Genomic DNA, 13394 nt, shown 5'->3' with positions numbered 1-13394 from the left:
TGCGCGTTAAGGTGTCGGAAATCAGCCGTTCGGTGCCGCCGGTGCCTCACCCGGCGCGTGCTGGAACACACCCTGCTCCTTGAGCGCGTCGACGACTTCCTTGGGCATGTAGGTCTCGTCGTGTTTGGCAAGTATCTCAGAGGCTTCAAACGTGCCGTTCACGTAGCGCCCGGTGCCGACCATGCCCTGTCCCTCTTCGAAGAGATCGGGCAGCACGCCGGTATAGGTCACCGGAACCGAGGCGCCGCCGTCGGTGACCGAGAAGCGCACCGTCGTGCCCTCGCCCCGGATCAGCGTGCCCTCCTCGACCAGCCCGCCGATGCGGAAGGTCTCGCTCGGCGCGGGCGGCTCGTCCATCACCTGCGTCGGCGCGCGGAAATAGTTGATGCCGTCGCGCATGGCATAGCCGATCATCGCGGTGGACAGCGCGAGCGCCACCGCGGCGACGGCGATCACCTGGATACGGCGTTTCTTCTTGAGGCTCTTCATCCCGGCCATGGCAGGTCCCTCAGGGGAACAGCGGCACCATGTCGAGGCCCGCCCGTTCATCGTGTCCTAGCATCAGGTTGGCGTTCTGCAAAGCTTGGCCCGATGACCCTTTGGTGAGGTTGTCGAGCGCGGCGAACACCACGGTCCGCCCCGCCCGGCGGTCGGCCACCGCCCCGACATGCACGATGTTCGAGCCGCGCACATGGTGCGTCGAGGGCGCCTCGCCCATCGGCAGGACATGCAGGAAGGGCTCGCCCTCATAGGCGCCGGCCAGCGTGTCGTGCACCGCCTGCACCGATCCCCTGACATAGACCGAGGCGAGGATGCCCCGGTTGGCGGGAACGAGATGCGGCTGGAACTGCACCTCGACCTTGCGGCCGGCGATCAGGCTGAACTCCTGGTCGAACTCGCCCAGGTGCCGGTGCGTGCCGCCAAGGCCGTAGGCGTTGTAGCCCTCGCTCAGCTCGGCGTGCAGCAGGTTCTCCTTGAGCGACCGTCCGGCCCCGGAGACAGCGGCCTTCAGGTCGATCACGATGTCGTCGAGGTCGATCACCCCCGCCGCGATTAGCGGGCGCAGCGCATACTGCCCCGTCGCGGCGTTGCACCCCGTGCCCGCGACCAGCCGCGCGGCGGCGATCTCGGGGCGGTAGAATTCGGTCAGGCCGTAGACCGCCTCTTTCTGCAACTCGGGCGCGGCGTGCGGTTTGCCATACCATTTTTCGTAATCCGCCGGGTCGCGCAGACGGAAATCGGCGGACAGGTCGATGACCCGCACGTCGCGCGGCAGTTCGGCGATCACCGCCTGCGAGGTGGCATGCGGCAGGGCGCAGAAACACAGGTCGATTCCGCCGAAGTCGATCTCCTCGATGCGGACGAGGTCGGGAAGATCGAGATGGCGCAGATGCGGAAAGACCGAGGCCATTGTCTGCCCCGCCTTGCGGTCGGCAGAGAGGGCAGCGATCTCGAGCTCGGGGTGCCCCGCGATCAGGCGGACGAGTTCGGCCCCGGTGTATCCGGAAGCGCCGAGAATGGCGATGTTGTGCGGCATGGTCTGTCTCCTCAGCCCGCCTGTGGCGCGGGCACGGTCGCCGCGGGCCAGTGCAGGCCGCGGCTGTCGGTCTGGGTCAAGCGTTACGCGGCTTCGAAGGTGATCCCGCGTCGCAGGAACTGCGTCGCCTTGGACGACACCCGGCGCGGGTCGCCGGTTGTGAGAAAGGCGGGCGCGCCACCCCCGGCGATGTCCGGATGCCGGCCCAGATAGTCGGCCAGGCTCTCGGCCACGAGGTTGGCCTGCGAATAGACCTCGACATCGGGGCCCAGCGCCTCCTGGAAGGCCTCCTGCATCAGCGGGTAATGCGTACAGCCCAGCACCGCGGCCTGCGGGTTGGGCATCTTGCGCTTCAGCGCCTCCACATGCGAGCGCACCAGCGCCTCGGCGAGGATCAGATCGCCGTCCTCGATCGCGTCCACGACCCCGCCGCAGGCCTGCGCCTCGACGTCCACGCCGATCGCCCGGAACGCCAGCTCGCGCTGGAAGGCGCGGCTCGACACGGTGGCTGGGGTGGCGAACAGCGCGACATGCTTGACCGCGACCTCGCGCGGCGGAGAGTTGTCGCCCCATTGCCGCTCGGTCAGGGCCTCGATCAGCGGCACGAAGACGCCCAGCACCCGCTTGCCCTGTGGCATCCACGCCTCCTGCATGCGGCGCAGGGCGGCGGCGCTGGCGGTGTTGCAGGCCAGGATCACCAGATCGCAGCCGGAATCGAACATCCGTTGCACGCCGGCCGTGGTCAGGCCGTAGATGTCGTCGGAATCGCGCACGCCGTAGGGCGCGTGCGCGTTGTCGCCCAGATAGACCAGCGGCAGGTCGGGCAGACGCTTCTGCACCGCGTCCAGAACCGTCAGGCCGCCCAGCCCGCTATCGAAAATGCCAACCGCCATGTCGCCTCGCAGCTTGCAGCGATCCCCGATCCCGAATCGAGGGTCTCGTTCCCAGCGCATAGGTCGCCTGCCGCCGGAAGTCCATCATCGCGCGCCGCCTCACTCGGCCGCGCTGTCGAGCTGCACCCCGCCGGCGCGGATCGTGTCCAGCAGATCCTCCCTCTGCCGCGCGGCAGCTTCGGCGTTGGCGGCCTTCACCGGTCCGAAGCCGCGGATCGACAGCGGCAACCGCGCCAGCGCGATCGTCGCATCCCGCGTCCCGGGCGTCAGGCGCGGCAGCACCTCGTCCAGGTCGCGCTCGTACTGGCGGATCAGTTCCCGCTCCATCCGGCGCTCGGCGCTGTAGCCGAAGGGATCGAGCGCCGTCCCCCGCAGGGTCCGAAACCGCGCCAGCAGCGGGAAGAGGCGTTCGATCCAGGGGCCGAAGGCGCGCTTCTTCGGCCGGCCGTCGGAGGCGGTGCCGGACAGGACCGGCGGGGCGAGGTGATACTCCAGCCGGAAATCGCCCGTGAAAGTGTGCCGCGCCTTGTCGCGCGTCTCCTGCAGAAGGCGCGCGACCTCGTATTCGTCCTTGTAGGACAACAGCTTGTGATACCCCAGCGCCACCGCCTCGCGCAGTTCGGCGTCCTCGATCGCGTTGACCCGCTCGAGGTACCGGTCGGCCAGGCGGCGAGACTGATAGGCTTCCAGGTGCCGGGCGCGATGGGCGACGCGGTCCTCGGTCGTGTTTGGCAGCGCGACCAACTCGGCCGCCAGCAGCCGCTCGGCCGCCTCCGGCGCGTGCGCCGCCCAGCGCCCGATCTCGAAGGCCCGAAGGTTCTGCTCCACCGCGGCGCCGTTCATCTCGATCGCGCGGGTCAGAGCGTCGAGCGACACGGGCACGAGCCCCTTCTGCCACGCCGCCCCGAAGACCAGCATGTTGGCATAGATCGTGTCGCCCAGCGTGGCCTCGGCCAGGGCTGTCGCGTCGAACAGCGAGAGGGCTTCCCCCAGCCGGTCGCGCAGCGCGCCGGTCAGGTCGGGCGCCGGGATGCGGAACTCGGGGTCGCGGGTGAAGTCGCCGGTGACGATCTCATGGCTGTTCACCACCGCCCCCGCCGACGACGCGAGCAAGCCGCGGGTCCGGGCCCCGGCGCTGACCACGAGGTCGCCGCCGATCAGGGCGTCGCACTCGCCGGTGGCGACGCGGATCGCGCTGATGCCGTCCGGCGTCTCGGCCAGGCGGCAATGGATGTGCACCGCCCCGCCCTTCTGCGCAAGGCCCGCCATCTCCATCATGCCCGCGCCCTTGCCGTCGAGATGCGCCGCCATCGCGAGCACCGCGCCGACGGTCACCACACCCGTGCCGCCGACACCGGTGATGACGATGTTGTGCGTCCCCTCGATCGTCGGGATGTCGGGCTGCGGCAGCGTGCCGATCTCGACCTGCTGCGTCGGCTCCTTGCGCAGTTCGCCGCCGTGGACGGTGACGAAGGACGGACAGAAGCCCTTGAGGCAGGAAAAGTCCTTGTTGCAGGCCGATTGGTCGATCGCGCGTTTGCGGCCGAACTCGGTCTCCTCGGGCACGACCGCCACGCAGTTCGACTGCACGCCGCAATCGCCGCATCCCTCGCAGACATCGGTGTTGATGAAGACCCGCGTATCGGGATCGGGGAACGCGCCCTTCTTGCGCCGCCGCCGCTTCTCGGCTGCGCAGGTCTGGACATAGACGATCGCAGAGACACCTTCGATCCCGGTGCAGCGCTCCTGCACCGTGCCGAGGTCGTCGCGCTCGAAGACCTCCAGGTCCTTCGGAAAGACCGACAGGTCGAGGTCCTCCTTCGGGTCGTGGACCAGAAAGACCTTCGTGAGGCCCATTGCCCGCAATTCGGCAACGATCTGCTGCGGCGTCAGCCCGCCATCGTTCTTCTGCCCGCCGGTCATCGCGACGGCGTCGTTGTAGAGGATCTTGAAGGTGATGTTCACGCCCGACATCAGCGCCGCGCGGATCGCCTGCACGCCTGAATGGTTGTAGGTGCCGTCTCCCATGTTCTGGAACACGTGGCTCCGGGTCGAGAACGGTGCCTCGCCTACCCAGTTCACCCCTTCGCCGCCCATGTGGGTGAAGCCCGACGTCTCGCGGTCCATCCAGAGCGCCATGATGTGACAGCCGATCCCGGCATAGGCCCGGCTGCCCTCGGGCACCTTTGTCGAGGTGTTGTGCGGACAGCCGGCGCAGAAATACGGCAGCCGCGCCGAGATCTCGGTGCCGTCGTCGGCCTTGCGCGCCTCGCCCAGCCGGGCAAGCGCCCCGTGGATCGCGTCGGTGCCGCGTCCCTCCTCGACCAGGATCTCGCCCAGCTTATCGGCGATGTAGGTCGGGTCCAGCGCGTAGCGGGTCGGGAACAGCTCCATCCGGCGGCCGTGTTCCCACGTGTCGCCCTTGTGCCAGCCATAGACCCGACGGCCCCGCCGGTCATCGAAGATCGCCTCCTTGACCTGCACCTCGATCAGCTTGCGCTTTTCCTCGACCACGACGATCAGGTCCAGCCCCTCGGCCCAGTCGTGGAAGCCGTCCATGTCCAGCGGGAAGGTCTGGCCGACCTTGTAGGTCGTCAGCCCCAGCCGGTCGCAGGTGTCGTCGTCGATCCCCAGAAGCGACAGCGCGTGCTGCAGGTCCAGCCAGTTCTTGCCCGCCGCCACGAAGCCTATCCTCGCGCCGGGCTTGCCGTGAACGCGGCGGTCAATCCCGTTGGCGCGGGCAAAGGCCTCGGCCGCGAACCGCTTGTGGTCGATGATCCGCGCCTCCTGCGGGACCCAGTGGTCGCCGAGGCGGATGTTCAGGCCGTCGGGCGGCATCGCGAAATCCTGCGGCGTGACGAAGCGCATCCGGTCCGGGCGCCCGTCGACGACGCTCGTCACTTCGACGGTGTCCTTCATCAGCTTCAGCCCGCACCACAGCCCCGAAAAGCGCGAGAGCGCGAAACCATAGGCGCCGTAGTCTAGGATCTCCTGCACACCGGCGGGCGACAGGACCGGCATGTAGACATCGACCAGCGCCCAGTCCGACTGGTGGCAGGTGGTCGAGGATTCGCCGGTATGGTCGTCGCCCATCGCCATCAGCACGCCGCCATGGGGCGAGGTGCCGGCCATGTTCGCATGCCGCATCGCATCGCCCGAGCGATCGACCCCCGGCCCCTTGCCGTACCACAGGCCGAAGACCCCGTTGTATTTGCCCTCGCCGCGCAGTTCGGCCGTCTGGCTGCCCCAGAGCGCGGTGGCGGCAAGGTCCTCGTTCAGGCCGGGCTCGAACCGGATGTCGGAGGCGTTCAGCAGCTCGCCCGCCCGCGCCATCTGCAGGTCGACGCTGCCCAGCGGCGAGCCGCGATAGCCGGTCACGTAGCCGGCGGTGTTCAGCCCCGCCGCGGTATCGCGGGCCTTCTGCATGAGCATCAGCCGCACGAGAGCCTGCGTGCCGTTCAGCAGAACGTGTTCTTTTTCGAGATCGAAGCGGTCGGTCAGACGGACATCCTGGCGCACCATTGAATAACCTTTCTTAAGGTTTGGGCGCCAGATTTTGGGCAGACGCCCGCGCACGCGGCAGCGCGCCTGCACCGGACCGGGCGACATTGATGCTTTTGCTCTAGGGTCCAGCCATGTAAGTGCGCGATACCTGCTATCTCATGGAAAACCGGAATGATGGACTGGGACAAGCTGAGAATTTTTCACGCGGTTGCGGATGCGGGCAGCCTGACCCACGCCGGGGACATACTGCACCTGTCGCAATCGGCCGTCAGCCGGCAGATCCGGGCCCTGGAAGAGTCGTTGAACACGACGCTGTTCCACCGTCATGCCCGCGGCCTGATCCTGACCGAGCAGGGAGAGCTGCTGTTCGACGCCACCAGCTCCATGCGCCGCCGGATCGACACCGCCGCCGCGCGGATCCGCGACAGCGAGGAAGAGGTGTTCGGTGAGCTGCGGGTCACGACGGCGACGGGTTTCGGCTCGCTCTGGCTGACGCCGCGGATGCCCGCGCTCTATGCAAAGTACCCCGATCTCAAGATCGACCTTATGCTGGAAGAGCGCGTGCTGGATCTGCCCATGCGCGAGGCCGACATCGCCATCCGCATGAAGGAACCGAGCCAGGCGGACCTGATCCGCAAGCGGCTGATGACGATCCGCATGCGGCTCTACGCCTCGCCCGAATACCTCGCGCAGCGCGGCACCCCGGAAAAGGCCAGCGATCTCAGCAACCACCGCCTGATCTGCCAGAGCCCGAACACCCCCCAGGTCAGCGCCGGCGCCGTGATGGTCCAGGAGCTTCTGACTCACGACATCCCCTCGATGCTGACCGTGAACAACTACTTCGGTGTGCTGCAGGCGACGATCGCGGGGCTCGGCGTGGGGCTTCTGCCGGACTACGTGATCGAGGATTTCCCCTCGATCGTGCGTGTCCTGCCCGATCTCGAATCCGCCGAGGTGCCGGTTTTCCTCGCCTATCCCGAGGAACTGCGCCAATCGAAACGGATTGCCGCCTTCCGCGATTTCGTCGTCGACGAGATCTTCGAGCACCGCCGCAGGCTACAGACCGCAGAGCGGGAGCGTTAACATTCTGTCGCGATTTTCACCGGTCATGCACAAGTAGCATACCCGATTTGCACAGATTGTTTGCATCTTTTGCTTGAGCCGCGCGGCCTCGCCCCATAGATGAACCGTGAAGACGCTGGGGCGACGCCCCTGTCTTTACCTCCCTGTTGGACTGGGCCGGACTTCGCGTCCGGCCCTTTTTTTTGCGCCATGCGCCTCGTGTGACGCAGGGGCGGCGAAACCGCTTGTCGCCGTGCGGCGGCTGCCGTTACAGAGGGCGCGCCCTTCCAAAGACCGCGGACCCCTCCATGGCCGAGCCGACCCTCACCGACGACCTGATCGCCGCGCACGGGCTGAAGCCCGACGAATACCAGCGTGTCCTCGACCTGATCGGCCGCACGCCGACCTTCACCGAACTCGGCATCTTCTCGGCGATGTGGAACGAGCATTGTTCCTACAAGTCGTCGAAGAAATGGCTGCGCACCCTGCCGACCGACGGCCCGCAGGTGGTCTGCGGCCCCGGCGAGAACGCGGGCGTGGTGGACATCGGCGACGGCAAGGTCGTGGTCTTCAAGATGGAGAGCCACAACCACCCCTCCTATATCGAGCCCTACCAGGGCGCGGCGACCGGCGTGGGCGGCATTCTGCGCGACGTGTTCACCATGGGCGCGCGGCCCATCGCGGCGATGAACGCGCTCAGCTTCGGGCGGCCCGACCATCCCAAGACGCGGCACCTCGTGTCCGGCGTGGTCGAGGGGATCGGCGGCTACGGCAACGCGTTCGGCGTTCCCACCGTTGCCGGCGAAGTGCGCTTCGACGCCGCGTATGACGGCAACTGCCTGGTCAACGCCTTTGCCGCCGGTCTCGCGGATGCGGGCGGCATCTTCTATTCGGCCGCGTCGGGCGTCGGCATGCCCGTCGTCTATCTCGGGGCCAAGACCGGGCGCGACGGCGTGGGCGGCGCGACGATGGCCTCGGCCGAGTTCGACGAGAGCATCGAAGACAAGCGGCCCACGGTGCAGGTCGGCGACCCGTTCACCGAGAAGCGGCTGATGGAGGCCTGCCTGGAACTGATGGCCACCGGCGCCGTGATCTCGATCCAGGACATGGGCGCGGCCGGGCTCACCTGCTCGGCCGTCGAGATGGGCGACAAGGGCAGCCTGGGCGTGCGGCTCGACCTCGATTCGGTGCCGTGCCGCGAACAGGGCATGACGGCCTACGAGATGATGCTGTCTGAGAGCCAGGAGCGGATGCTGATGGTCCTGCGCCCCGACCGCGAGGCCGAGGCGAAGGCGATCTTCGACAAGTGGGACCTGGATTTCGCCATCGTCGGCGAGACGATCGCCGAGGACCGGTTCCTCGTGATGCATGGCGGCGAGGTGAAGGCCGACCTTCCGCTCAAGGCGCTGTCGGGCGAGGCCCCGGAATACGACCGCCCGTGGGAGCCGACGTCCCCCGCTGCCCCGCTGGAAGACACGCCGAAGATCGACCCGATCGAGGGGCTGAAATCACTGATCGGCCACCCCGACCACGCCGCGAAGGACTGGGTCACCGAACAGTACGACACGATGGTCATGGCCGATACCGTGCGCGGTCCCGGTCGCGGCGCGGGCATCGTCCGGGTCCACGGCACCGACAAGGCGCTGGCGTTCACCAGCAACGTCGTGCCCCGCTATGTCCAGGCCGATCCGGTCGAGGGCGGCAAGCAGGCCGTCGCCGGGGCCTACCGCAATCTCGTGGCCACCGGCGCCAAGCCGCTCGCCTCGACCGACAACCTGAACTTCGGCAATCCCGAGAAACCGCAAATCATGGGCCAGCTCGTCGGCGCGATCGAGGGCATCGGCGCGGCCTGCGGGGCGCTCGACATGCCGATCGTCTCGGGCAACGTCTCGCTCTACAACGAAACCGACGGCGCCGCGATCCTGCCCACGCCGACGATCGGCGCGGTGGGCCTGATCGACAGCCTCGACGAGATCATCGGCTGCACACCCCGGGACGGCGACCTCGCGCTGGTGATCGGCGACACGACCGGCCACCTGGGCCGCAGCGCCCTGCTCGCCCGCGCCTTCGGCCGCAGCGACGGCCCGCCGCCGCCCGTCGACCTCAGCGTCGAGCGTCAGAACGGAGAATTCCTGCTGGCCCATCGCGATTGGGTGACCTGCGCGGCGCCACTGTCCACCGGCGGGCTCGCGCTGGCAGCGTTCCGGATGGCAGAACGCGCCGGGATCGGCGTCAGCATCGACCGCCAGAAGACGACCGCCAGCCTCTTCGGCGAGGATCAGGGCCGCTATCTCGTGGCCTGCCCCTTCGACAACGCCGAGGGGCTGATGGTCGCCGCCGGCCAGGCCGGCGTGCCGCTGCTGCATGTGGGCCGCTTCGGCGGCGACCAGGTGCAGCTGGGGAGTGCCAAGGCGCCGCTGGCGGAACTGGCCGCCCTCTACCGTACGGCCTTTGCCGGGGCGCTCGCCTGAGCGGCGCCCCTTGCAGCATCGGCCTGCCAACTTTAGATCGAGATTACATTCCGGGAGATAAGACGATGGCGATGCAGGCGCACGAGATCGAGGACCTGATCCGGGAAAGCTTTCCGGACGCCAGGGTCACCATCACGGATCTTGCCGGCGACGGAAACCACTATGCTGCCGAGGTGATCGACGAGAGCTTCCGCGGCATGAATCGCGTCCAGCAGCAGCGGGCGGTCTACGCCGCGCTCAAGGGCAAGATGGACGGCAACCAAGGCGAGCTGCACGCGCTGGCGCTGACCACCAAGGTGCCCGACTGACCGGCCGCCCCGCCAGAACGGAGAGGATACCATGACCGCCGAAGACCAGATCCAAGACACCGTCACCAGCAACGACGTCGTGCTCTACATGAAGGGCACCAAGTCGATGCCGCAATGCGGCTTTTCCAGCCGCGTCGCCGGCGTGCTGAACTTCATGGGTGTCGAATACACCGACGTGAACGTGCTGGCCGACGATGCGATCCGGCAGGGCATCAAGGACTACAGCGAGTGGCCGACGATCCCGCAGCTCTATGTGAAGGGCGAATTCGTCGGCGGCTGCGACATCATCACCGAGATGACGCTGTCGGGCGAACTGGATCAGATGCTGGCCGACAAGGGCATCTCGTTCGACAAGGCCGCGGCCGAGAAGATCCGCGAAGCCAACGCCTGAACCGGGGCGCCGCCCCGGCAAGGCATCGGAATTGAAAAAGGCCGGCTGAACTTCAGCCGGCCTTTTTCTCGTCCACCGTATCGGCGAGCGATTCCGCTCGGGCCGCGATCTCGGCCATCGTCTCGACCACGCTCGTGGGGATGACCGGCACCTCGACACGCTCGGGCTCGGGCGCGGGGGCGTTCTTCAGCGCCTCGAACTCGGCGGTCTGGGCGGCCAGCTTTTCCTCCAGGTCGCGGGCCTGCTCCTGCAGGCCGGCGGTCTTGTCGGCCAGCATCAGCCCGGCCATCAGCAGCATCCGCCCCTCGGGCAGCCGGCCGAACTGGTTCGTCAGCACCGATGCCTCGCCGTCCAGAAACTTGGCGGCCGCGCGCAGGAACACCTCTTCGCCCTCCTGGCAGGCGACCTGGAAATCGCGGCCGCCGATCGTGATCGTGATATCAGCCATCGGCGGTCTCCTCGAGAATGGGTTGCAGCGCGGCCAGGATCTCGTCCAGCTCGGCGCGGTCGCTTTCGTGGACGCGGCGCAGCGCCTCGAGCTCGGCCTGGGCGGAACTGTCCACGAGCGAGGCATCGGCCAGGCCTGCCGCGTTCGCCTCGCGCAGGGCGGCATTGCTGCCGCGCAACTCGTCGTTGACCTTCTTGAGCTGCGCGCGCTCGGCCTCGAGCGCGGTAATGCGGGTCTGCGCGGTCTCCAGATCGCCCTCCAGCGCGGTGACACGCGCGTCCTGACGGTCCTTGAGGGCGCGCACCCGCTCTTCGAGCTGCGCGGTGACCTGGCGCTCAACCTTGAGCTCGGTCTGCAGGCGCGTTACCTCCTCGGGGTCCGCGGCCGGCGCCTCGGGGGCCGGTGGCGGCGCCATCGCTTCGACGCCCGACCCGATCCGGTCGAGCGCGGCGTTGATCCGCCGTTCCAGTTCGGTGACGTCCTGCATCGCGCCTCTCCTGTCCCAATGCCGCCGGCGGGGCCAGCGAGTCGCGGCCCCGCGCGCCGGCGGCCTAGCGTCAACTCAAGTCAAATCCTATTTCCGCCCCCTCCTGCAACCCCGCACGAGGGCGCAAACGGCCTCCAGAGCTTGATCTCTGCGCTACCGCTAACTATCAGGCGAGGAAACGCAACGTCTTCCACGAAGGATTGTCATGCTGGACATCGCCACGCTGCGCGACCGCCACCCCGACCATTGGAACATGGCGGCGGCCATTCGCACCCTCGCCCTGGACGCCGTCGCCGCGGCCAGTTCCGGCCACTCCGGCATGCCCATCGGCATGGCCGACGTGGCGACGGTCCTCTACCGCAACCACCTGAAGTTCGACGCCGCCGACCCCGAATGGCCCGACCGCGACCGGTTCATCCTGTCGAACGGCCACGGCTCGATGCTGCTCTACGCGCTGCTCTACCTGACCGGCGACCGGGAAGTGACGCTCGACCAGATCAAGAACTTCCGGCAGCTCCACGCGATCACCGCGGGCCACCCCGAGAGCTTCCTCGCCAAGGGGATCGAGACGACGACCGGCCCGCTCGGCCAGGGCCTCGGCAATTCGGTCGGCTTCGCGCTGGCCGAAGAGATCCTGCGGGCGCGCTTCGGCTCGAAGATCATGAACCACAACACCTACGTTTTCGCTGGTGACGGCTGCCTGATGGAGGGCATCAGCCAGGAAGCGCTGAGCATGGCCGGCCACAAGCGCCTGTCGAAGCTCATCGTGTTCTTCGACGACAATGGCATCACCATCGACGGCGGAACGTCGCTGGCCGATTCCACCGACCAGAAGAAGCGCTTTGCCGCCTCGGGCTGGCACGTGCAGGAAATCGACGGCCACGATCCCGAGGCGATCGACGCCGCGATCACCGCCGCCAAGGCCGCAAACCGCCCCTCGATGATCGCCTGCAAAACGCATATCGCGCTCGGCACCTCGGCGCAGGACACCGCCAAGGGACACGGCGCGCTGACCGACGAGCAGCTGATCAAGGACGCCAAGGAGGCCTATGGCTGGTCCTACGGCCCGTTCGAGATCCCCAGCGACATCAAGCAGGCCTGGGAAGAGGTCGGCCGCCAGGGCGCCAAGGCCCATGCCGACTGGAAGGAACGACTCGAAGGGCTCGGCTCGGGCCGCCGCGCCACCTTCGACCGGATGATGTCCGGCGAGGTCCCGAAAAAGCTGTCGGCAACGATCCGCGCGCTGAAGAAGCAGGTCAGCGAGACCGAGCCGAAGGTCGCCACGCGCAAGGCGTCCGAGATGGTGCTCGAGGTGGTGAACCCGGTGACGCCAGAGACCGTCGGCGGCTCGGCCGACCTCACCGGTTCGAACAACACCAAGACCGCAGATCTGGGCGTGTTCGACGCCAAGAACCGCAAGGGCCGCTACATCCACTACGGCATCCGCGAGCACGGCATGGCGGCGGCGATGAACGGCATCGCGCTGCACGGCGGCCTGCGTCCCTATGGCGGCACGTTCCTGACGTTCTCGGACTACGCCCGCGGCGCGATCCGCCTCTCGGCGCTGATGGGCTCGCCCGTGACCTACGTGATGACCCATGACAGCATCGGCCTGGGCGAGGACGGCCCGACCCACCAGCCGGTCGAGCATCTGGCGATGCTGCGCGCGACGCCAAACATCAACGTGTTCCGCCCAGCCGACGCGGTCGAGGTCGCCGAGGCCTGGGAACTGGCGCTGAGCTCGACCAGCACGCCCAGCGTGCTGGCGCTGAGCCGCCAAGGCGTGCCCACGCTGCGCACCAAGCACCGGACCAACAACCTGACCTCGCGCGGCGCCTACGTGCTTGCCGAGGCCGAGGGCAAGCGGCAGGCGATCCTGCTCGCCACCGGGTCCGAGGTATCGCTGGCCCTGGAAGCGCGCGACATGCTGCAGGCCGAGGGCATCGGCACGCGCGTCGTCTCGATGCCGTGCTGGGAGCTCTTCGCGCAGCAGGACGAGAGCTATCGTCGCAAGGTCCTGCCCGCGGGCCCCGTCCGCGTGGGCATCGAGGCCGCCGTCCGCTTCGGCTGGGACGAGTGGCTCCTGGGCGAGCGCGGCAGCCGCGGCAAGGCCGGCTTCGTCGGCATGAACAGCTTCGGCGCCTCGGCCCCGGCTGAGGAACTGTACAAGTACTTCAATATCACCGCAGACGCGGCGGCCGACCAGGTGCGCGACCTGCTGCTCGGCCACAAGCGCTGACATCACTGGCGCGGCGCCTCCTTTTGGGCGCCGCGCCCCGACCGCGCTCGACCA

General features: G+C 67.9%; 11 protein-coding genes. 5 read left to right on the top strand and 6 right to left on the bottom strand.

Annotated elements, in window-relative coordinates:
* Positions 1–21: 21 nt before the first annotated feature.
* The 4 genes from ccmE to BMZ25_RS12445 all read right to left on the bottom strand — a co-directional run bounded on the left by ccmE (position 22) and on the right by BMZ25_RS12445 (position 5952).
* Positions 22–489 carry a cytochrome c maturation protein CcmE gene (gene ccmE / locus BMZ25_RS12460; protein ID WP_092694141.1) on the bottom strand — a complete coding sequence of 156 codons (468 nt, stop codon included), beginning with the start codon at positions 487–489 and terminating at the stop codon, positions 22–24.
* Positions 490–508: 19 nt separating this feature from the next.
* On the bottom strand, positions 509–1537 hold the full coding sequence (gene argC, locus BMZ25_RS12455) for an N-acetyl-gamma-glutamyl-phosphate reductase (RefSeq protein ID WP_092694043.1): 1029 nt from the start codon (positions 1535–1537) through the stop codon (positions 509–511).
* Between the two features lie 83 nt (positions 1538–1620).
* A complete protein-coding gene (locus tag BMZ25_RS12450) occupies positions 1621–2430 on the bottom strand; it encodes a glutamate racemase (protein ID WP_092694041.1) in 810 nt (269 codons plus the stop codon).
* Positions 2431–2529: 99 nt separating this feature from the next.
* Complete coding sequence (locus BMZ25_RS12445; RefSeq protein ID WP_092694039.1) at positions 2530–5952, bottom strand: indolepyruvate ferredoxin oxidoreductase family protein; 3423 nt, start codon at positions 5950–5952, stop codon at positions 2530–2532.
* A gap of 156 nt (positions 5953–6108) precedes the next feature.
* Between BMZ25_RS12445 and BMZ25_RS12440 the strand changes: the two genes are divergently transcribed.
* From BMZ25_RS12440 to grxD, 4 genes are all read left to right on the top strand, one after another.
* A complete protein-coding gene (locus BMZ25_RS12440) occupies positions 6109–7017 on the top strand; it encodes a LysR family transcriptional regulator (RefSeq protein ID WP_092694139.1) in 909 nt (302 codons plus the stop codon).
* A 287-nt stretch (positions 7018–7304) separates the two neighbouring features.
* The gene (gene purL / locus BMZ25_RS12435; RefSeq protein WP_092694037.1) at positions 7305–9467 is read left to right on the top strand and encodes a phosphoribosylformylglycinamidine synthase subunit PurL; all 2163 of its coding nucleotides are present in this window, start codon (positions 7305–7307) and stop codon (positions 9465–9467) included.
* A gap of 65 nt (positions 9468–9532) precedes the next feature.
* On the top strand, positions 9533–9775 hold the full coding sequence (locus BMZ25_RS12430; RefSeq protein WP_092694035.1) for a BolA/IbaG family iron-sulfur metabolism protein: 243 nt from the start codon (positions 9533–9535) through the stop codon (positions 9773–9775).
* A gap of 31 nt (positions 9776–9806) precedes the next feature.
* Positions 9807–10166: a Grx4 family monothiol glutaredoxin gene (gene grxD, locus BMZ25_RS12425; protein ID WP_092694033.1), complete on the top strand. Its 360-nt coding sequence runs from the start codon at positions 9807–9809 to the stop codon at positions 10164–10166.
* Between the two features lie 52 nt (positions 10167–10218).
* Here the strand turns inward: grxD and BMZ25_RS12420 are convergent, their stop codons facing one another.
* A complete protein-coding gene (locus tag BMZ25_RS12420) occupies positions 10219–10614 on the bottom strand; it encodes a cell division protein ZapA (protein WP_092694031.1) in 396 nt (131 codons plus the stop codon).
* Entirely contained in the window at positions 10607–11101 is a 495-nt protein-coding gene (locus tag BMZ25_RS12415) for a hypothetical protein (RefSeq protein WP_092694029.1), read from the bottom strand. The genes BMZ25_RS12420 and BMZ25_RS12415 overlap by 8 nt, the downstream gene beginning before the upstream one ends.
* Positions 11102–11309: 208 nt before the next feature.
* Between BMZ25_RS12415 and tkt the strand changes: the two genes are divergently transcribed.
* On the top strand, positions 11310–13340 hold the full coding sequence (gene tkt / locus BMZ25_RS12410; RefSeq protein WP_092694137.1) for a transketolase: 2031 nt from the start codon (positions 11310–11312) through the stop codon (positions 13338–13340).
* Positions 13341–13394: the final 54 nt, after the last annotated feature.

The sequence above is a fragment of the Tranquillimonas rosea genome (assembly GCF_900111315.1).
Classification (GTDB): Bacteria; Pseudomonadota; Alphaproteobacteria; order Rhodobacterales; family Rhodobacteraceae; genus Tranquillimonas; species Tranquillimonas rosea.
The sequence above is the reverse complement of the archived record's forward strand: the minus strand, read 5'-3'. Positions and strand labels throughout refer to the sequence as shown.

Excerpts from the sequence above, each read along its gene's own strand:
- BMZ25_RS12440 (WP_092694139.1), top strand. The coding sequence starts at position 6,109 with ATGGACTGGGACAAGCTGAGAATTTTTCACGCGGTTGCGGATGCGGGC.
- BMZ25_RS12445 (WP_092694039.1), bottom strand. The coding sequence starts at position 5,952 with ATGGTGCGCCAGGATGTCCGTCTGACCGACCGCTTCGATCTCGAAAAA.
- argC (WP_092694043.1), bottom strand. The coding sequence starts at position 1,537 with ATGCCGCACAACATCGCCATTCTCGGCGCTTCCGGATACACCGGGGCC.
- grxD (WP_092694033.1), top strand. The coding sequence starts at position 9,807 with ATGACCGCCGAAGACCAGATCCAAGACACCGTCACCAGCAACGACGTC.
- BMZ25_RS12415 (WP_092694029.1), bottom strand. The coding sequence starts at position 11,101 with ATGCAGGACGTCACCGAACTGGAACGGCGGATCAACGCCGCGCTCGAC.
- purL (WP_092694037.1), top strand. The coding sequence starts at position 7,305 with ATGGCCGAGCCGACCCTCACCGACGACCTGATCGCCGCGCACGGGCTG.
- BMZ25_RS12450 (WP_092694041.1), bottom strand. The coding sequence starts at position 2,430 with ATGGCGGTTGGCATTTTCGATAGCGGGCTGGGCGGCCTGACGGTTCTG.
- ccmE (WP_092694141.1), bottom strand. The coding sequence starts at position 489 with ATGAAGAGCCTCAAGAAGAAACGCCGTATCCAGGTGATCGCCGTCGCC.
- BMZ25_RS12420 (WP_092694031.1), bottom strand. The coding sequence starts at position 10,614 with ATGGCTGATATCACGATCACGATCGGCGGCCGCGATTTCCAGGTCGCC.
- BMZ25_RS12430 (WP_092694035.1), top strand. The coding sequence starts at position 9,533 with ATGGCGATGCAGGCGCACGAGATCGAGGACCTGATCCGGGAAAGCTTT.